General features: G+C 59.1%; 18 protein-coding genes. 12 read left to right on the forward strand and 6 right to left on the reverse strand.

Features of this window, described 5'->3' with window-relative positions; all coding sequences use genetic code 11:
- Positions 1–24: 24 nt before the first annotated feature.
- The 4 genes from ACR0J2_RS12670 to ACR0J2_RS12685 form a co-directional block, all read right to left on the reverse strand.
- Positions 25–1,521 carry an aldehyde dehydrogenase gene (locus tag ACR0J2_RS12670; RefSeq protein WP_480812776.1) on the reverse strand — a complete coding sequence of 499 codons (1,497 nt, stop codon included), beginning with the start codon at positions 1,519–1,521 and terminating at the stop codon, positions 25–27.
- Between the two features lie 15 nt (positions 1,522–1,536).
- On the reverse strand, positions 1,537–2,211 hold the full coding sequence (locus ACR0J2_RS12675; RefSeq protein WP_480812777.1) for a DUF1028 domain-containing protein: 675 nt from the start codon (positions 2,209–2,211) through the stop codon (positions 1,537–1,539).
- An 84-nt stretch (positions 2,212–2,295) separates the two neighbouring features.
- Positions 2,296–2,712: a RidA family protein gene (locus ACR0J2_RS12680; RefSeq protein ID WP_170611570.1), complete on the reverse strand. Its 417-nt coding sequence runs from the start codon at positions 2,710–2,712 to the stop codon at positions 2,296–2,298.
- A gap of 17 nt (positions 2,713–2,729) precedes the next feature.
- Positions 2,730–4,007 carry a flavin-containing monooxygenase gene (locus tag ACR0J2_RS12685; RefSeq protein ID WP_480812778.1) on the reverse strand — a complete coding sequence of 426 codons (1,278 nt, stop codon included), beginning with the start codon at positions 4,005–4,007 and terminating at the stop codon, positions 2,730–2,732.
- 54 nt (positions 4,008–4,061) lie between these two features.
- Here ACR0J2_RS12685 and ACR0J2_RS12690 point away from each other — a divergent pair, with 54 nt between their 5' ends.
- Positions 4,062–4,229, forward strand: coding sequence for a hypothetical protein (locus ACR0J2_RS12690; RefSeq protein ID WP_480441473.1), 168 nt, complete (start codon positions 4,062–4,064; stop codon positions 4,227–4,229).
- Positions 4,230–4,308: 79 nt separating this feature from the next.
- Here ACR0J2_RS12690 and ACR0J2_RS12695 read toward each other — a convergent pair whose 3' ends face one another.
- Positions 4,309–5,112, reverse strand: a complete 804-nt coding sequence (locus ACR0J2_RS12695) for a helix-turn-helix transcriptional regulator (RefSeq protein WP_480812779.1) — start codon at positions 5,110–5,112, stop codon at positions 4,309–4,311.
- A 167-nt stretch (positions 5,113–5,279) separates the two neighbouring features.
- Between ACR0J2_RS12695 and ACR0J2_RS12700 the strand changes: the two genes are divergently transcribed.
- The 6 genes from ACR0J2_RS12700 (at position 5,280) to ACR0J2_RS12725 (ending at position 11,474) form a co-directional block, all read left to right on the forward strand.
- Entirely contained in the window at positions 5,280–7,349 is a 2,070-nt protein-coding gene (locus ACR0J2_RS12700; RefSeq protein ID WP_480812780.1) for an oxidoreductase, read from the forward strand.
- A gap of 195 nt (positions 7,350–7,544) precedes the next feature.
- Positions 7,545–7,907 carry a nuclear transport factor 2 family protein gene (locus ACR0J2_RS12705; RefSeq protein WP_170679190.1) on the forward strand — a complete coding sequence of 121 codons (363 nt, stop codon included), beginning with the start codon at positions 7,545–7,547 and terminating at the stop codon, positions 7,905–7,907.
- Positions 7,908–8,250: 343 nt separating this feature from the next.
- Positions 8,251–9,735: an FAD-binding oxidoreductase gene (locus ACR0J2_RS12710; protein ID WP_480812781.1), complete on the forward strand. Its 1,485-nt coding sequence runs from the start codon at positions 8,251–8,253 to the stop codon at positions 9,733–9,735.
- Entirely contained in the window at positions 9,732–10,142 is a 411-nt protein-coding gene (locus ACR0J2_RS12715; RefSeq protein ID WP_480812782.1) for a DUF4383 domain-containing protein, read from the forward strand. Before ACR0J2_RS12710 ends, ACR0J2_RS12715 begins: the two co-directional genes overlap by 4 nt.
- Positions 10,139–11,191, forward strand: a complete 1,053-nt coding sequence (locus ACR0J2_RS12720; RefSeq protein ID WP_480812783.1) for a hypothetical protein — start codon at positions 10,139–10,141, stop codon at positions 11,189–11,191. The genes ACR0J2_RS12715 and ACR0J2_RS12720 overlap by 4 nt, the downstream gene beginning before the upstream one ends.
- Positions 11,181–11,474, forward strand: a complete 294-nt coding sequence (locus ACR0J2_RS12725; protein ID WP_480812784.1) for a hypothetical protein — start codon at positions 11,181–11,183, stop codon at positions 11,472–11,474. Before ACR0J2_RS12720 ends, ACR0J2_RS12725 begins: the two co-directional genes overlap by 11 nt.
- Positions 11,475–11,527: 53 nt before the next feature.
- On the opposite strand, the gene ACR0J2_RS12730 is transcribed toward ACR0J2_RS12725, so the two are convergent.
- Positions 11,528–12,568 (reverse strand): LacI family DNA-binding transcriptional regulator, encoded by a 1,041-nt coding sequence (locus ACR0J2_RS12730; protein ID WP_480812785.1) that lies wholly within the window; start codon positions 12,566–12,568, stop codon positions 11,528–11,530.
- A gap of 113 nt (positions 12,569–12,681) precedes the next feature.
- Here ACR0J2_RS12730 and ACR0J2_RS12735 point away from each other — a divergent pair, with 113 nt between their 5' ends.
- From ACR0J2_RS12735 to ACR0J2_RS12755, 5 genes are read left to right on the forward strand one after another with little or no spacing between them, the layout of a single operon-like run.
- Positions 12,682–14,193 carry a tripartite tricarboxylate transporter permease gene (locus ACR0J2_RS12735; protein WP_152459976.1) on the forward strand — a complete coding sequence of 504 codons (1,512 nt, stop codon included), beginning with the start codon at positions 12,682–12,684 and terminating at the stop codon, positions 14,191–14,193.
- Entirely contained in the window at positions 14,190–14,645 is a 456-nt protein-coding gene (locus ACR0J2_RS12740; protein ID WP_170679178.1) for a tripartite tricarboxylate transporter TctB family protein, read from the forward strand. Before ACR0J2_RS12735 ends, ACR0J2_RS12740 begins: the two co-directional genes overlap by 4 nt.
- A 43-nt stretch (positions 14,646–14,688) precedes the next feature.
- Entirely contained in the window at positions 14,689–15,648 is a 960-nt protein-coding gene (locus ACR0J2_RS12745) for a Bug family tripartite tricarboxylate transporter substrate binding protein (protein ID WP_480812786.1), read from the forward strand.
- A 60-nt stretch (positions 15,649–15,708) separates the two neighbouring features.
- Positions 15,709–17,130: an acylating sulfoacetaldehyde dehydrogenase gene (sauS, locus tag ACR0J2_RS12750; RefSeq protein WP_480812787.1), complete on the forward strand. Its 1,422-nt coding sequence runs from the start codon at positions 15,709–15,711 to the stop codon at positions 17,128–17,130.
- On the forward strand, positions 17,127–18,638 hold the full coding sequence (locus ACR0J2_RS12755) for a class I adenylate-forming enzyme family protein (protein ID WP_480713720.1): 1,512 nt from the start codon (positions 17,127–17,129) through the stop codon (positions 18,636–18,638). The genes sauS and ACR0J2_RS12755 overlap by 4 nt, the downstream gene beginning before the upstream one ends.
- Positions 18,639–18,677: the final 39 nt, after the last annotated feature.

Genomic DNA, 18,677 nt, shown 5'->3' on the forward strand with positions numbered 1-18,677 from the left:
GGCGCATCCCCGCGTGGTTGCGGATCAAGCCGTGTACTTGATCCACGTGGTCTTCAAAGCAGTATACTTTTCAAGCGAGTGCAATGACAAATCCCGTCCGAAGCCCGATTGTTTCATGCCGCCAAACGGCGTTTGGGCAGACAGGGCGTCAACGGTGTTGACCGACACGGTGCCGACCATCAACTTGTCCGATACCCGGCAGGCACGGCTGAGGTTGTCGGTCCAGACCGAGGCCGCCAGACCGTAGATCGAGTCATTCGCCATGGCGACGACCTCATCCTCGCTGCCAAAGGGAATGACCGACAGGACGGGGCCAAAGATTTCATCGCGGGCCAGCGGGTTGTCGTGGCTCACCTCGTCAAAGATGGTGGGCTGAACAAAGCAGCCCTTGCCGTCGACAGTGACACGCTCGCCTCCGGTAACCAGATTGGCCGATTTCTTTCCTTCTTCGACGAAACGGATAATGCCTTGCGTCTGCTTTTCGTCGACGATGGCACCCATTTTCGAGGCCGGGTCCAGCGGGTCGCCCGGCTGCGTCGCCTGCGCCCTTGCGATCAGCTTTTCGACGAAGGCATCCTTGATCGAGCGTTCGACATAAAGCCGCGAGTTGGCCGAGCAGACCTCGCCCTGATTGAAGAATATTCCAAAGGCGGCCATGTCGGCGGCGGTGTCCAGATCCTCGCAATCTGCAAAGACGAGATTGGGGCTTTTGCCGCCGGTTTCCGGCCAGACCTGTTTCAGGTTCGACTGCCCCGAATACTGCATGAACATCTTGCCGATGGCGGTCGAGCCTGTGAAGGCCAGGCAATCCACATCCATATGCAGACCCAGCGCGTGACCGGCCGTCGCGCCATAGCCCGGCACGACGTTGAAGACCCCGTCCGGGACACCGGCCTCGGCGGCCAGTTCGGCCAGGCGCAATGCCGAAAGTGGCGATTGCTCGGCCGGTTTCAACACAACCGAGTTTCCTGCGGCCAGCGCGGCGGCGGCTTTCCACGTGGCCATGTCCAGTGGGAAGTTCCATGGGGTAACGGCGCCAACGACGCCAAGGGGGACGCGACGGACCAGTGCCAGATCGCCGGGACCGGTGGGGGCAACCTCGTCATAGACCTTGTCAATGGCCTCGGCATACCACTGGAAGAAATGCGCGGACCCCGGCGCGTCGATGGTGGCGGCATCAGTGACCAGCTTGCCCATGTCGAGGCTGTCCAGCAGCGCCATCTCTTCCAGATTGTCCCGGATCAGATCGGCCAGTTTCAGCATCACCGCCTTGCGGTCCCCCGGTGCCATACGTGACCAACGGCCATCTTCGAACGCAGCGCGTCCTGCGGCCACGGCCCGGTTGACGTCCTCTTCGTCACATTCCGCAACTTTGGTCAGAACCGCGCCGGTGGCCGGATTGACGCTGTCAAAGGTCTTGCCTGAGGCCGCATCGACGAACGAGCCATTGATGAAGGCCTGCCCCCGGAACGACAGACCGGCGGCACGGGCTTTCCAGTCTTCGTGTGAATAGTCCAACATTCTGTCTCTCCCTGATTACTGGTCGCCGGGAACGCCGTAGGACGGCGCCTCGCGCGGGTCGAGTGCGCGCTGGATGTAGGCGTCCAGTTGTGGTTTGTAGATGTCCCAAGCGGTTGCGACGGCCTCGATGGGACAATCTTCTGTCCAGTCGCAGCGCAGATCGGCCACCGGCCAGCTAACTTTGTCGACAATCTTCAGGCCTGCGGAATGCACCGGACCTGCCTCGCCACCCGCAGCAAGTCCCGCGCGCATCGCGGCAATCAGGCGGTCGCCGATATGGCCCGAGGCGGAAAGGAACCCGTCGACGATGGCCTGCGGAATGCCGTCATTGTCCAGCAGGTTCCCGCCCGATGCGACGTTCTCGGCCTGCGCCTGTGTCCAGATGCCAAGGCTGTTCGGGCCGGAGTGAATTGCGGTGCGCCCGGCCGTGTCCACAGCCAGCACCTGACGGTATTCGATGAATTTTGCGCCGGCCTTCATGGCCTCGATAGCCTCGGGTGCGGTCTTGCCCTGTTCCATCAGATCCAGCGTCAGCGGACCAAGGCTGGGGTCGGTCACGTTCTGCGTTGCGACCGCCCCGACTCCGGCGCGGGCAAAGGAACAGCGGGCCGCCACGGCGGGCGACGAGGAGGAAATCGCTAAGCCGAACATTCCGGTTTCAGCGCAGCGGGCAACCAATGAAAAAGTCATTCAGGTCTCCTTGAATCACAGCAACCGGACCGCGCGTGAGAGCAAGAAAGGGACGCGGTCCGGTCTGTCGACTGATCGAAACGATCAGTCAGGGATGACGGCGGTGCCGTCGATTTCGACCAGCCATTCCGGACGCGCCAGCGCCTGAACCACCAGACCGGTCGAGACCGGATGAACGCCTTTGATGTACTCGCCCATGGTGCGATAGACGGCCTCGCGGTGGCGGACATCGGTGATGTAGACGACGACCTTGACCAGATGCTCCATCGAGCCGCCGCATTCCTCGATCAACTGCTTGATGTTCTGCATCACCTTGTGGGTCTGCTCGACCGGGTCGTGACTTTCGATGTTGACCGCATCGTCCAGGTTCTGCGGGCACTGGCCACGCAGGTAGACGGTCTTGCCACCTTGAGTCACAACGGCCTGGCAAAGGTCGTTGTCGAGGTTTTGCTCGGGGTAGGTGTCAGAGGTGTTGAATTTGCGGATACGTGTATGCGCCATGTCGGGGTCCTGTCTTCTTACTCTGCTGCGGGGGCAATGATGGCTGCTTCGCCGTCATAATCGGCATAGGCCCGCTGGATCGCGATCTGATCGGCAATGTATTTCGCATCGTGCCAGACGCCCCACAGGAAGGTCGAGCCGCGGCGCGACTGCCAGGGCAGGCCAAGGAAATACACGTCCGGTTCAACCGAAACCCCGCGCTGATGGATCGGCGCGCCTTTGTCGTCGAAGGCATTGGCCTTGATCCAGCTGAAATCCTGACGGAAACCCGTGGCCCAGATGATCGTGGTAATGCCTTCCTTGGTGAAATCGACCGAACCGAGCGGGTTGGTCAGGCTGTCGGGATCGGCGAAGGCTTCGCGGGCCTCGGGTTCTTCCGGAAGATCAAGGCCGGTGCGGTCCACATAGGCGTCCGCCAAATCCAGCATTTCGTGATAATTGGCATCGCCAGCGGCCACATTGCGCTGCAAATCGTCGGCAAAGCTCAGAACGCCGTTCTCGAAGCTTTTTGTCATGCCAACCAGGGTAACGCCTTCGTTGCCAAGACGACGGAAATCCATTGTGTGCCCGCCATAGGCACCGCTGACCGAGATGGTCACGTGTTCGGTTCCCGGCTTCATCGCGGCCACGTCCCACAGGCCCAGAACGCCCAACCACCAGACGAAATCCCGGCCTCGATAGCGGCGCGGCGGGCGGTCATGCGGTCCAACCGACAGAAACACCTTGCGGCCGGCCCGGTTCAGCTCATCCGCGATCTGTGCGCCGGATGATCCGGCACCGACGACCATCACGGCACCTTCGGCCAACTGGCCGGGGTTCTTGTAGAAAAACGAGTGAATCTGGTCGACACCTTCCGTTTCCGGCACAATCGGCGGGATCACCGGATGCTGGAAAGCGCCCGTAGCGGCAACAATGCGCTTGGCATGGATTTCACCGGCCGAAGTTTCGACACGGAAGCCGCCCTCGCCGGGCATACGCTCGGCCCTGAGCGCCTCGACGCCTTCGCGGATGGGCGCGTTCACCATTTCGGCATATTCGACAAGATAGTTGGCCACCCGGTCTTTCGAGACAAAGGCATCCGGATCGTCGCCCTTGAACAGCAGGCTCGGGAAACGATCGTGCCAGGCCGGGCCGTTGGCTACCAGAGCATCCCAGCGACCGGTACGCCATGCCTCGGCCGTCCGGTTCTTTTCCAGAATGATATGCGGAACATTGTTGTTTCCCAAATGCTCGCTGAGCGCGATACCGGCTTGACCGCCACCAACAACCAGTGTGTCCGTTTTCTCGATGGGCATGTTTCGTTTCCCTTTGACTGTATCTCGGTCCGACACAAATGGCCGGGCAAACTCATGGCTGAACTGGATAGGGTCTGTCAGACGGCTCCAAATATGGAGGCCCCTGTAATCACCGATTTCGGAGGACGGCGTGCAGTCGTCAAAGTGACCATTGTTCGGGCGACGGTCACTTCGCGATTACAGCTTTCCGTGCCGATCCAGCACGCCTTGCGCGTTTCGTGAGGAACGTCCCACAAGTTGGAATTGGGCGAAATTACTGTCTAGCTTACCCTTAGTTAGGTTTTGGCTAATCTGGCAGGATTTACGCTTGTTTTGATTGCAGTTGGCTGTGATCGGACAGGTACGGTGCGATCAGATAAAACAGCTCTCCCTGCGAAGATATCTGGCATTTCCTGTAAAGCTGCTTGCGTATGACTTTGACGGTTTGCGGGCTGATCCCAAGCGTGAGGCCGATGGAAACCGATGAATGCCCCTGCAGGATCAAAAGTGCGATCTCAGCTTGCCTTGCGCTCAAACTGATCTCGAGTTCCGAGGACAGTCGGTGACGCAAAAGATCGACGACATCTTCCGGCGTGTCTGAGCCCTGCGGTCTGAGGTCCGACCAGTTCTGCCTGACCAGAGCGTTTACAACTGGGGCCAACTGCCTTGCCTGTTCAAGATCACGGGATGAAAACCGTGATGCGGTGGTCGCATCCCGCCCCAGACAGACGGTTATCGACACGCCCTGCGTCGGAGACGAAAAGAAGGCGATCTCATCGGCGAGCGTGGTGCGTTGATAATAGGATTTGTAGTACTCGTTGCGATGAAACTGGTCCGGGGCAATGTCGCTTAGCCGATACATCCCATCTGCCGCGTCTGCCGCGTGCAGGGAATAGAACGGGTCCAGCAGGTAGGCGCCTGTTACATAGTGGCTGTTCATACGTTCAAAAACGCACTTCTCGCTGGCTTGGGTCAGAAAGACCTCTGGTTGTTGGCTTTTGAAGAAAGCGACGATGGTCATGTTATCGATACGCAGGCAGGCGCCGAGCCAGTTTTGCAATCGCCGGGCAAATCCGGTGGTACCTATGGACAGGATTGTGTCTGCCAGAAGCTCTGGCTTGGGCATGTGGTCCACGGCGCTATACCTCTTTGGGGGTATATACCCCCTCGTGATCCATGATCTACCATGATTGTCGAAAAAAGGGGGTATATCCAGCGCGAAATACGCTCTGACCATCAGAATTTCGGCCCGCCACAGGGCGATACCGCCAGATGCCTAAGGGAGATCCAGCAATGCGCGATCCACGCTATGATGTTCTGTTCGAACCGATGAAGATTGGCCCGCTGACCGCCAAGAACCGCTTCTATCAGGTGCCGCACTGCAATGGCGGCGGCTATCGTGATCCTTCGGCTGCTGCTGCGATGCGGGGTATCAAGGCCGAGGGCGGCTGGGGCGTGATCTTTACCGAACAGTGCGAGATGCACCATACCTCGGAGATCACGCCGTTCATCGAATTGCGTTTGTGGGAAGACAAGGACATTCCGCAACTGCGCAAGATGTCCGAGAAAATGAAAGAACATGGCGCGCTGGCCGGGATCCAATTGGCCTATTCGGGCATCAACGGGCCGAACCTTTACACGAAAGAGGTACCGCTGGCACCGACCGCATTGCCGATCCGGACGTTCACCAACGATCCGGTTCAGGCGCGCGCACTGGACAAGCAGGACATCCGGGACCTGCGCCGTTGGTTCGTGAATGCGGCCAAACGGTCGCAGGATGCCGGATTTGACCTGATCTGCCTGTATGGCGCACACGGGTTCGGGATTTTTCAGCACTTCCTGAGCCGGGCCACCAACCAGCGCAGCGATGAATATGGCGGTTCTCTGGAAAACCGGGCCCGGTTCAGTCAGGAAGTCATCGCTGACATGCGCGACGCTGTGGGCGACAAGATGGCGATCACGCTGCGGGTGTCGCTGGACGAAACCATCGGCGAACTTGGCTTCTCGAACGCCGAGGTGCGTGACTATGTCGAGATGAACAAGGATCTACCCGATCTCTGGGATCTGGCGCAGGGCACATGGGAAGATTGCTCGGGCCCGTCGCGGTTCAAGGAAGAGGCGGCGCAGGAACATCTTGTGCGCGGCATTCATGAACTCACCGACAAGCCCATTGTCGGGGTAGGGCGGTTCACTTCACCTGATGTGATGGCCAGGATGATCAAGTCCGGAACGCTGGATTTCATCGGCTGCGCCCGCCCATCCATTGCCGACCCGTTCCTGCCGAAGAAGATCGAGGAAGGCCGGATCGACGACATTCGCGAATGCATCGGCTGCAATATCTGCATCACCGGCGACATGACCATGTCGATCAGCCGCTGCACCCAGAACCCGACCTTCATGGAGGAATGGCGCAAGGGCTGGCACCCCGAGAAGATGAACGAAAAGGGCGACAGCTCGAACGTGCTGATTGTCGGCTCTGGTCCTGCGGGACTTGAAGCGGCCTGGGCGCTGTGCCGCCGCGGCTACGATGTGGCCGTGGCCGAAGCGCGGGACGTGATCGGAGGACGTGTCACCCGCGAACGCGCGTTGCCGGGGCTCAGCGCCTGGGGGCGTGTCGTGGACTACCGGGAATATCAGTTGCAACAGCGCCCGAACGTGGAAATCTACCGCGAGAGTGAACTGGATGCCGACAGCATTCTTGAGTTCGGATTCGAGAACGTCTGTATCGCGACCGGATCCACATGGCGTCGCGACGGTGTTGCCCGTCAGCATGTCGTGCCAATGCCGATTGCAGATGGCGCCAAGGTCTATACGCCTGACGACCTGATGGATGGTACGATCCCTTCGGGTCGCGTGGTGGTGTATGACGACGACCACTACTACATGGGTGGCGTGCTGGCCGAGTTGCTGGCCAGAAACGGAGCGCAGGTGACGCTCGTCACGCCGTCAGCCTATGTCAGCGACTGGACGAACAACACGCTGGAACAGATCGCTATCCACCCGCGACTGGTCGAAGCGGGGGTCGAAATCGTGCTCAATCAGGGTGTGGCGGAAATCCACGCCGATCATGTGGTATCGAACTGTGTGTATACGGACCGCACCTGGAAGATCGAAGCCGATGCCGTCGTAATGGTCGCATCCCGGCTTGAGAACAATGGCGTCTACAACGCCCTGAAGGCGAAAGAGACCGATTGGGCCGAGGCAGGCATCAAGTCCGTCAAGCTGATCGGAGACGCCAACGCGCCGGGGCCGATTGCATGGGCGACCTATGCCGGGCATCGATACGCCCGCGAGCTGGACGGGCCGGATATCGGGGACGCCTTGCCATTCCGCCGCGAGATCACGGAACTGGCAGCGGATTGAGATTGGCGTGGGCTTGTTTGCCGCCGCCAATCGGGCGATGGAGGACCAGAGGCATAGCAACCTAAGCTGAGCCGATTGGCCTTCTTCGCCTTCCGCTTTTCCCGGGGCTTACCTAGTCCTGGCATCGCAGATGTGAAGCGACTCGGGCAACTGTGGTAGTCTGTGATCATCTGCGGGAAAACTCGGGAGGAGAAGATGTCAGTTCTGGACACCGTTAAAGCGCTCGATGCGGCAATCATTGAAGGGATCAACGCAAAGGATGCCGGCAAGGCAACCGCACCCTATGCCGAAGACGGCGCGATCATGCCGCCGGGCGCACCGACTATGTCAGGTCACACCGCGATCCGCGAGTACTGGCAGGCCGCAATTGACGGAGGTCTAAGCAACGTAGTGGCCAACCCGACCGGCGCGCATGTCAGCGGAGATTTTGCCGTCACCATGGGAACGTTGACGGGCTCGATGGGAGGGCAAGACCTCTCAGGGAAGTACATTCTCTACTTCCAGAAAGGCAACGACGGCTGGAAGGTCCAGCGCGACATCTGGAACTTCGACGCCTGAACCAAGCAGAGCGGGTATTGTTCGTCACTTGCATGAAGCTGTCGTGATGTTCGTCGGTCGGCTTTGATCACTGGTTCCAAGGCGGTCTGAATATCCGCGCAGAAAGCCGCCACCGGCGGGTTCGAAAACGTGAGAGACCGATGCAGAGTTTCATGTCATCGGGCGGAATGGCGCGTTTCCGTCCAGGCATTTCGCACACGGAAATTGTCACTTGGTTTCATTTCTCTGCGGTGCCTTCCCTGCGGCCATGACTTTGTGAGATAACTCCTCCAAAACACGGTATTAGCTCAGCTGATTTCAGTATTGTTTTGGGTTTCCGCACCGACTGTGGGAGGAAGACATAATGAAAAATTTTACACGCCGCGCCGCGCTGGTCGGTGCCGGTGGTTTGGCGGGATGGGGATTGGCAGGCCTGTTTCGGGCGGAGTTGCCCACCTATGCTGGTGCAAACCGCATCGTTGCGCCGACCGGGGAGAACTACCTGAACGATGCAAGCGGTCTGTCGGCGACGCCGATCCACAAGCATCTGCGGATTTCAGAGGGCGATCAGGAACTGGTTGCGGTGATCCGGCGAGAAATGTCACAGGCGCGTGCGGAAGGACGGCCCCTGAACGTCGGCGCGGCGCGTCATTCCATGGGAGGGCAAGCGATCCCGCGTGACGGCACGGCCATGACTTTTGACAATGCGCGTGTCGAACTGGACACGGCCAATCAAAGCTATCGGGCCCATGCGGGCGCGCGGTGGTCGGATGTCATTGCGGCGCTCGACCCCCAGGGATGGTCGCCCAAAGTGATGCAATCCAACAATGACTTCGGCCTCGCTGCGACCTATTCGGTCAATGCGCATGGTTGGCCGGTGCCGTTCGGACCGATGGGATCCACTGTGCGGTCCCTGCGGATGGTGTTGCCGTCCGGCGATCTGGTGACCTGTTCACCAACCGAAAACACCGACCTGTTCAACCTTGCGATGGGGGGATACGGCCTTATCGGGGTCATTGTGGACATGGAGATCGAGATGGTCAGAAATACCCGGCTGTCTCCCACATTTGATGTGATGGAAACCGGCGATTTTGCCGACCGTTTCAAGGCGGCAATCATGGATCCGACAGTGACGATGGCCTACGGGCGGCTGAATGTGGAACGCGAGTCGTTCTTTCAAAAGGCGCTGCTGATCACATATCGCGAGACAGAAGATCAAGACGATCTGCCGGCGGCCTCCGGTTCCGGATGGATGGCCCATGCGGCCAGCCGGATTTATCGCGCCCAGCTTGGCAATGAGACATTCAAATCCTTCCGCTGGTGGAATGAAACCAGAGTTGGCCCGGCTCTGGGGTCGGGGGAGGTGACGCGCAACTCGCTGATTAATGAACCGGTGGTGACACTGGATGATCGCAACCCCGACCGGACGGACATTTTGCACGAGCATTTCGTCGGGTTTGACGCTTTCGACAGCTTTGTCGAGGCCTGCCGCGAGGTGATCCCGGCCTCGTATCAGGAGTTCCTGAATGTGACCCTTCGGTATGTGGCGCAGGACGATCAGTCTGTGCTGTCTTTTGCCCGTGTACCGCGGATTGCTGCCGTCATGTCTTTCAGTCAGGAGCTGACCCAACGCGGCGAGGCGGATATGGCGCGCATGACCCGCGCGCTGATTGACCGGATCGTCGAGATCGGTGGGGCCTATTACCTGCCTTACCGCCCGCACGCCACAATCGGACAGTTGACCGGTGCCTACCCACGGGCAGAGGAATTTGCGAAAGCAAAGCGGGAACTGGACCCCGATCTGGTGCTGCGCAACAATCTTTGGGATCAGTATCTGGGGCAACTATGAGCAATCTGCAAAAACTGTGTTTGGGGTATTTCGTGGCGCTCATGATCGCGGCGTCGCTGAACTATGTCCCGGGCCTGACGGATGAAGATGGGCTGGTTTTTGGCATCTTTGCGCTGGATATCTACGACGATGCACTGCATGTGGCTTCGGCCCTGTGGGCGCTGATCGCGGGGCTACTTTCACATCGGGCGGCGCGGACATTCCTGATCCTGTTCGGGCTGGCCTATCTTGGGGATGGGATATTCGGCATCTTCACCGGCTACGGGTTCCTTGATCTTGGAATATTCACCAACGCATCGCTGGGCACCGATTGGTCGCTGCCGCGGTTCCTTGCGAACCTGCCGCATCTGGCATTGGGCGGAATCGGCGTCTGGGCCGGGTTTCGCGGCGGAGCCGAGCACGGGTGAGACGGCTGTGGCGATACTGCAAATGGCTGTTGCTGGTGGTGGTGATCTGCGTTGCGGGATTGCTGTCGCCGATTGCCTATGTGGAAATCATGTGCCGGGGGTCGGGCCAGCCTGCCGCCTATGAGGCGCTGATCGATCCCGCCTTTCAACGACCCGAAACCCGGACCCTGATGACCTATCCGGAATGGCACATCGTTCATGCTTACGAGGATTACGCCACGGTCATCCAATCCGGTGATCCGCATGAGTACGGATATTTTCGCGCTGTCGGAGGATTCTGGTCTTCGCTTTGCGCGCTGAGTGCTGCTGCAAGTTCCCATGGCGCGGTTGATGGCGCGACCAAGCAAATGGTCTATGTGATCGGGGTCAGTTTTACCGCCGAATTGCTGCTCAAAGCCGCCTATGAGGAAACCTTTGGCCGGGTTTTCGCGGCGCTGCGCGGACAGACACGGGCGCCTTTGGATGATCTCTCGGCCAGCCAAGCCGCCGGCTATGCCAGGTTTTTGCAGCAGGTTCCGTGGTACAAATGGCGGTTTCGCGAGGATCGGGCTGATTTGAACGAACAGGCCACGTACAATTTGCGGGACCGTGAGCGGCGGATCGCCCTGGGGATCGAATACGGGGTCAAGGCCGCCTATGCGGATGTGATCGCCGATGCGGTGGCGCAGGTGGGCCAGGATGAACCGACCCTGCGGATGATTGTTGAAAATGCGGACCGTTCCCTGCTGGACGCAGAGGAGGGTGTTCATGTTCTGGCGGAGCATCCGCAGGGGATCGAAGTGGAAACTCCCCGATACCGCGCGTTGACCCTTCTGCTGCAACGCTGGGCGCGTGAGGGAGTGGATTTTATGGAGATCGCAGGGAATGACGACATCCTGTTCACAGTTCTGTCCGGTGATCCGGACATGGACGGCGCGATCTACAGTCGGTCACGGCAAGGGTCTGGCGATTACCGGCATCTGATGGTGGTGAAAGTTTCCGAATTGGCCAATCGGATCCGTGCATTAGATATAGGAGAGCAGAAGCTGGAGCATATCCATGACTACTAGGTCTGTCCTGATTGCAATCCCTTCAATGCTGATCGGCTGGCTGGTCATCATGCTGGTGACGGCCCTGTTGACAGATGAGGCCCCGGCCTATGTCGTCTTGTTCCCGACAGACGGGTTTCTGAAGTCCCTTCCGAGCGAAACGTCGATGATTTCGGCGTCAGTTTTCAGCGTCACTCTGACGTCCGAGCAGGATGGTTTCGTGCCACTATTGTATCGGTCGGGGGCCTGGATGGTGCTGCCTGCGGGATTGACAGGCTGCTTGCCCATGCCGAAGGCAGATTAAGAAAGGCCCGCCTGGGATCACGAGGTCGTCTTGTCTTACTGGGCAAGAACCATTCAAACAGTTCGGGAAAAACGAGTGCTGGCAGTTGTTCCCCTGACAATGCACTCCAGTTCACAGCAGAGTCTGAAAGGCTCTGGTTCGTCCGAGGTTATGTAGTCGGTGAACCTTTCACCGGCGAGCTTGCCGATGGTTTCGGCGGGGATGCGAATGGTGGTGAGCCCCGGTTCGACATCTGCGGATCCCTTGAAATCCCCGATACCGATGATCGAGAGGTCATCAGGAACCTTCAAACCCAGGCTCTGGGCCGCAAACAACGCGCCCTGCGCGATGACGTCATTTCCGCAAAGCAGGGCCGTTGGACGAGAATGTTCCGTCAAAAGGGTCAGGGCGGCCTGTTTGGCCTGAGACACACTGTACGGAGCTTCCGACTCATGCTCGCTCGGGATGGATACACCCATTTCCTCAAGTGCGTCATGCACGGCGGACAGCCGGTTTTGCGCACGGTCATTGCCGGTCGTTTTGGGGAAGATCAATCCAATGTCCCGGTGCCCCAAGGCCAGCAGATGCTCGGTCGCAAGACGTCCTGCCAGTCGATTGTCTGCCCCAACACAGGGAAGGGCGGAATCCTCGGAATAGTTCCAGATCGCAAGCGCCGGGATTTTCTGCTGTTCGATCAGTCGGGCGGTGGCATCGGAATGTTCCAACCCAACCAGTGCCACGCCGTCGACGCGATGTTCCAGCAGCTTGCGAACCATGGCGTATTCCCGATCCAGGTCATACCCGTGCGACGCCAGCAAGAGACTGAAGCCGGCCTTGTCGATTGAATCCGAAAAAGCCTGAATGACTTCGGCAAAAATGGCGTGATTGATTGTTGGCACCACCAGGCCGATCGTGCCCGACCGTTTTCCATGCATCGTCTGAGCCGCGCGGTTGCGGATGTAGCCCAATCGCTGAACGGCCCGGTTGATCTTTTTCCGAGTCGCAGGGTTGACCAGATTGGGGTGGTTGAAGGTGCGGGAAACGGTCGAGGGTGAAACTTTTGCAGCCTTTGCAACGGCCACGATATCCACCTTATCTTTTTGAAATTTGGCCATAAAACTCTCTCGCAAAGTCGATTTTATGAAAACATTTGCAATACTATTTTCATCGCCTAACCTGATTTGTCAACAAAAGTAAAAGTGTGAACCGACGGGTTGGGAGGCCCTGAATGGAATTCATTTACTACTTCGGAGATGTGTTCACGCCGCTCTCGTTCCTGTTGCTTTTGGGTGGCACGATAGGCGGGTTGATCCTTGGGGCGACGCCGGGCCTGTCACCCACGATGGCGGTTGCATTGCTGATCCCGTTCACCTTCCAGCTTGAGGCCGCGCAGGGCCTGATCCTGCTGGGCGCTGCCTATACCTCGACTGTTGCGGGCGGCGCGGTCAGCGCCATTTTGCTGAAAATCCCCGGAGCGCCTGCCAATATCGCCACGACGCTGGACGGGCACACCATGGCGAAACAGGGACAGGGTGCGCGGGCGCTGCAATTGTCCTTTCTCGCCTCGGCCGTGGGCGGGATATTTGGCGTTTTGCTTCTGATCTTCCTGACACCGGTTCTGGCGAAATGGGCGCTGGCCTTTGGTCCGTCGCACCTGTTCTGGCTGGCCATTCTGGGTGTCACGGTGATCGGAACGCTGGATTCCGCGTCGGTTGTCAAAGGGTTGCTGTCGGGTTGCATCGGGCTGTGGCTTGCGACCATCGGCTTCGACGACATCATGGGCGCGCAGAGGTTCATTTTTCATCCCGCCTTGGGTGGCGGCATCAACATCATTGCCGCCCTGATCGGACTTTTCGCAATCCCGCAGGTTCTGACGATGTTCGCCAAAGGGCGCCACAATGCCGGAGCCGAGGTCATCGAGGTGCAGCGCCACTCGATAATGGCCGCCTTCCGGGAGCTGTTCAGCCGCACGCGGGCCCTAAGCATCGGAACCCTGACAGGTTCGATCATCGGCCTGATCCCGGGTGTCGGTGGGCAGATCGCGGGCCTTGTGGCCTATGACCAGACCAAGAAGTTCTCATCCGAAAAAGACAAGTTCGGCACCGGTCATTCCGAGGGCGTCATTGCCGCGGAATCCGCCAACAATGCCATGGTCGGCCCGTCTCTGGTGCCGCTGCTGACCCTTTCGATCCCCGGAAGCCCCACCGCTGCGGTTCTGCTGGGCGGATTGCTGATCCACGGCATCTTCCCGGGGTCGGACCTGTTCGACAACCACCCGGACGTGGCATGGACCTTCATCAACTCGATGCTGATCGGGCAGGTGCTGATGTGCATCTTTGGCCTTTACGTTGCCGGTCTTGCAGCCCGTGTCGCGCAGGTGCCGCAATCGGTGATGGCTGCAATCGTCCTGGCGCTGTCCGTTTTCGGAGCATACTCGGTTCAGGGTTCGATGGGTGACGTCTATGTCATGGCCTGCCTGGGGATCGGCATGTTCTTTCTGGAACGGTTCGGCTTCTCCGCGGCGCCACTGGTTTTGGGCCTGATCCTGGGACCCATCGCCGAAGCCAACTTCATTCAGGGCGGAATGATTGCTGACGCCACCGTGGGCAAGGCCGCATACTTCCTGAGTGGCGGGTTGAACCTGTTCCTGATCGCCATTGTGCTGGCCTCGGTCGCTTATTCGGTTTGGATGGAGCTGCGCCACCGTCGCTACACCACCAAAGAGGAGGCACAGGCATGAACCGTTCGCAGCATGTATTCGGATCAGGTCTTGTCTTTGCGGTCGGCCTTTGGGTGACCTGGGTCAGCTACACCCAGCAACCGGCCGAGGCGTTCCTGTTCCCGCGTCTGATCGCAACCGTTTTTGTGGTTCTGGCCGGATGGACGTTTGGCAAGGCAGTCATGGGATTGTCCAAGGTTGGCAACGGTGTCACGCGCACCATGTTTGTCAACATGCTGCCGGGTTTGATCGTGACGCTGATCTACGTGTTCTGGGCGGCCAAGTCGCTGGGCTTTTACACCGCGACGACAATCGCCTTCTTCATCCTGCTGTCGATCTATGACCCGGCGCCGCATTCGGACGTCAAAAGCTGGATCCGGCGCGGGATCATCACGGGCGTCTTCGTGGCGGTGATGTACGGCCTCTTTTCCATGCTTCTGAACGTCTACACGCCAAGGGAAATTCTGTTCTGACCGCGCAAACAGCGGAAGAACCAAATCAGGGAGGAAACGCAAAATGAAACGATTGATTGCCGGGGCGGCTTTGGCCCTCATGAGCCTGACGGGTGCGGCGGCGGCCGAGGACTATCCCGAACGGCCGATCATGATGATGATCAGCTACGGGGCAGGCGGCGCGACGGACTTTCAGGCGCGGATCGTGACCATGACCGCCGGAAACGAGGACGCGCTGGGAATGCCCATCGCCATCATCAACAAGCCCGGCGCGGGTGGCCGCGTGGGCTGGAACTGGTTCGCCACGCAGGCGGATGCAGACGGCTATACGCTGGCGGCCTACAATGTTCCGCATTTCATCGCCCAGTCGATCAAGGGTGGCGTGGAATATTCGACCGACAGTTTCGAACCTATCGCGAACTGGGGTGCGGATCCGGCGGTATTTGTCGTGGGCGCCGACAGCCCGTTCAACTCGATGCAGGATGTCATTGCCTATGCCAAGGAAAACCCGGGCAAGCTGACGGTATCCGGTGCCGGATTGTTTGTGGGCCACCACATCGCGGCGCTGCAAATCGACAAGGCAGCCGGAACCAAGATGGCCTATATCCCGACCAAGGGTGGCGGTGCGGCGGCCATGAAGGCCGTGATTGCCGGTGAGGTCATGGGCGGCATCAACAACCTGTCCGACGCATTCCGCGCGCAGGAAGCGGGCAATGTCAAAATTCTGGGTGTCGCCGATCTTGAGCGCAACGCGTTTCTGCCGGATGTTCCAACGATGATGGAACAGGGGCTGGACGTGGACAACTCGTCGGTCAATTTCCGGGGTGTTATGGTGCCAAAAGGAACACCGCCCGAAGTGATTGAAAAGCTGGCCGCGACAGTACCTGAGATGTTTGCCAATTCGCGTGTCGCCAAGAAGATGGAGGCCGGCGGGTCGCCCATGCACATCATGACCCGCGACGAGGTGATCGAGATGTGGGGCCAGCGTCAACAAACACTGAACGAACTGCTGGCCGGTCTCTGACCCGGACATTCTAAAACGGGGCGGAACAGGTCCGCCCCGGTCAATCTATCGAGGACCAAGATGAACGCTCAGGACGGGATTGCCCCCGAAATTGCCGAAGTGGACCGGATCGTCGAACGGGCGCGTGCCGCTCAGTCTGCTTTCGAAGCCAGTGGTAGTCAGGCGCTATATGACAAAGCGGCACTTGCAGCGGGATGGGCCATCATGGAACCGGAACGCAACCGGGCCCTTGCCGAACTGGCCGTGGAAACCACCGGCCTGGGCAACGTGCCCGACAAGATCACCAAGAACCACCGCAAGACGCTCGGGTTGCTGCGCGATATAGCCGACGCCAATACGCACGGGATTATCAGCGATGATCCGGCAACAGGTATCACCGAGATCGCGCGCGCCATCGGCGTGATTGGTGCGGTTGTGCCGTCGACCAACCCTGCCGCGACGCCGGCCAACAACATCATCAACGCACTCAAGGGCGGCAATGCCATCGTGGTGGCGCCGTCCCCCAAAGGTGTTGCGTCCTGTGAATTGCTGCTTGGCTACATACATGCCGAATTCGACAAGCTTGGGCTTAATCGCGATCTGGTGCAGATGCTGCCTGCGCCCGGGTCAAAGGCCAAGACACAACGGTTGATGGAGGCTGTTGACCGGGTGATCTGCACCGGAAGCCAAAACAACGTTCATCGCGCACAATCCTGCGGTACGCCTGCGGTGGCCGTTGGGGCTGGCAATGTCACGGTGATTGTCGACGAGACTGCCGATCTGCAGGCCGCAGCGGCAAAAATTACCGCCTCAAAGTGTTTCGACAACGCGACCTCCTGTTCCTCCGAGAATGCGGTGGTCGTGGTGGATGCAGTCTACGACGCTTTCGTTGCGGCGATGGCCGCCGAGGGTGGTGCCCTGGTCCGTTCCTCGGAAGCAGGTGATATCATCGCCCGGCTCTGGCCCGATGGTCATCTCAGCCGTTCCGTCATCGCGCAGGACGCGGACAAGATGCTTGAAGCGCTGGGCATGGCGGGCAAGGTGCCCGAGGGAACCCGATATTTGGCAGTTGAGACTGCCGGGATCGGCCCGGATCATCCCCTTTCCGGAGAAAAGCTTAGCCGGGTACTCGCGCTCTATCGCGCGGCAGATTTCGAAGAGGCCCGGACAATCACCGCCCGCATTCTGGCACATCAGGGGGCAGGGCATTCGGTTGGCATTCATACAAAGGACGACGCGCGCGCGATCGGGTTGGGCCGGGATCTGCCGACCTGTCGTGTTATCGTAAACCAGGCGCATACCTTTGCCACCGGCGGTAGCTTTACCAACGGGATGCCTTTTTCCCTGTCGATGGGCTGTGGCAGCTGGGGGGGAAACTCCATCGACACAAACCTGCATTGGCGGCATTTCATCCAGACCACCAAAGTCGTGCGTGAAACACCGCCGCGCGAGCCCGGATTGGAGGAGATTTTCGGAAAGTACTGGTCGGAGGCCGGGCAATGATCGACCCGCCCAAAGGAACCCTCCGTGACTGGCTGGACAAGCGGGCAGCCGAGGGCGGAACCGGTTTCGTTTTTCCGGATGGCGCGAGCGACCTGAGCTGGCCCGAGCTGCGCGAAACAGCGCAAAGAATTGCGGTCATGTTGACCGGGTTAGGTGTCGAAAAAGGAGAGAGCGTCGCCATCCTTTATCCCAATTGCCGCGAAGCGCTGGAGGTCCTTTTCGGCGTCCTTTACGGCGGGTTCCGGGCGACGATGATAAACCTCGTCGCGGGGGACAGCGCGGTGGCCTATGCGCTGGACCACAGCGGTGCGCGCTATGGTTTTGTGCACCCCGAACAGGTGGATTTGTTTGAACGTACTGCCGACCCAGCGAAAATAACCGCGTTGAGAACTTCAGATGCGAAAGATGCCGATGGCGATCTGCACGACCTTTCGCCGGGCGATCACGCGCTTCTGATGTACACGTCCGGAACAACAGGGCGCCCAAAAGGCGTCGTTCACACCCATTCCAGCCTGTTGGCGGGCGGCTGGACCACGGTGGTTGCACATGAGCTGTCCGAAGCTGATCGCGGGTTTTGCGTTCTGCCAATCTACCACATCAACGGCCTGTGCGTGACGGTTATGGGAACGCTTGTCTCTGGCGGATCATTGGCCATGTGTGAACGATTTTCCGCCAGCCGGTTCTGGGAAAACCTTGGGAAGGCCGAGGCGACATGGTTTTCGGTGGTTCCGACCATCATTTCCCACCTGCTGCATTCCGATACAAAACCGGATGCGCCGACCCGCCATCGTGTGCGTTTTGGCCGTTCTGCATCTTCCGCTTTGGCGCCGGACGTGCAGCGTGCGTTTGAAAACCGTTTCGAAATCCCGATTGTCGAGACCATGGGGCTTACGGAAACCGCCGCGCAGATACTGTCCAATCCGTTGCCGCCCGGCATTCGCAAAATCGGATCACCGGGTATCCCTTTTGGAAATGAGGCGGATATTTTTGACAAGAACCTCCGGCCCGTACCACGCGGAGCAGAGGGCGAACTGGTCATACGCGGTCCGAATGTCATGCTGGAATATCTCCAGAACCCTGACGCAACCGCAGGCACATTTACACCCGATGGCTGGCTGCGGACCGGAGACCTCGCCCGTATGGATGAGGATGGCTACGTCTATGTCACCGGCAGGCTGAAGGAACTTATCATCAAAGGGGGCGAAAACATTGCGCCGCGCGAGATTGACGAGGTGCTTTATTCTCATCCCGATGTTGTCGAAGCCGCCGCCTTCGCCCGACCTTGTGCCAGCTATGGTGAGACTGTCGAGGCGGCGGTGAAAATTCGCGAAGGTTCCGCTTTGACGCCACTGGAATTGTCCAGGCTTTGCAATGCTCAGTTGGGCCATTTCAAGTCGCCCGATGAAGTTCATGTTTTGCAGGACCTGCCAAAGGGGCCATCCGGAAAAATCCAGCGAAACAAGATCCTCGAAATGATCAATGAAGAGACCAGCAAAAGGTCTGTTTGACATGCAGGTCGGGTGATCGAGTTTCATGCCGCTATCGGC

The organism is Ruegeria sp. CG4 (assembly GCF_056537185.1).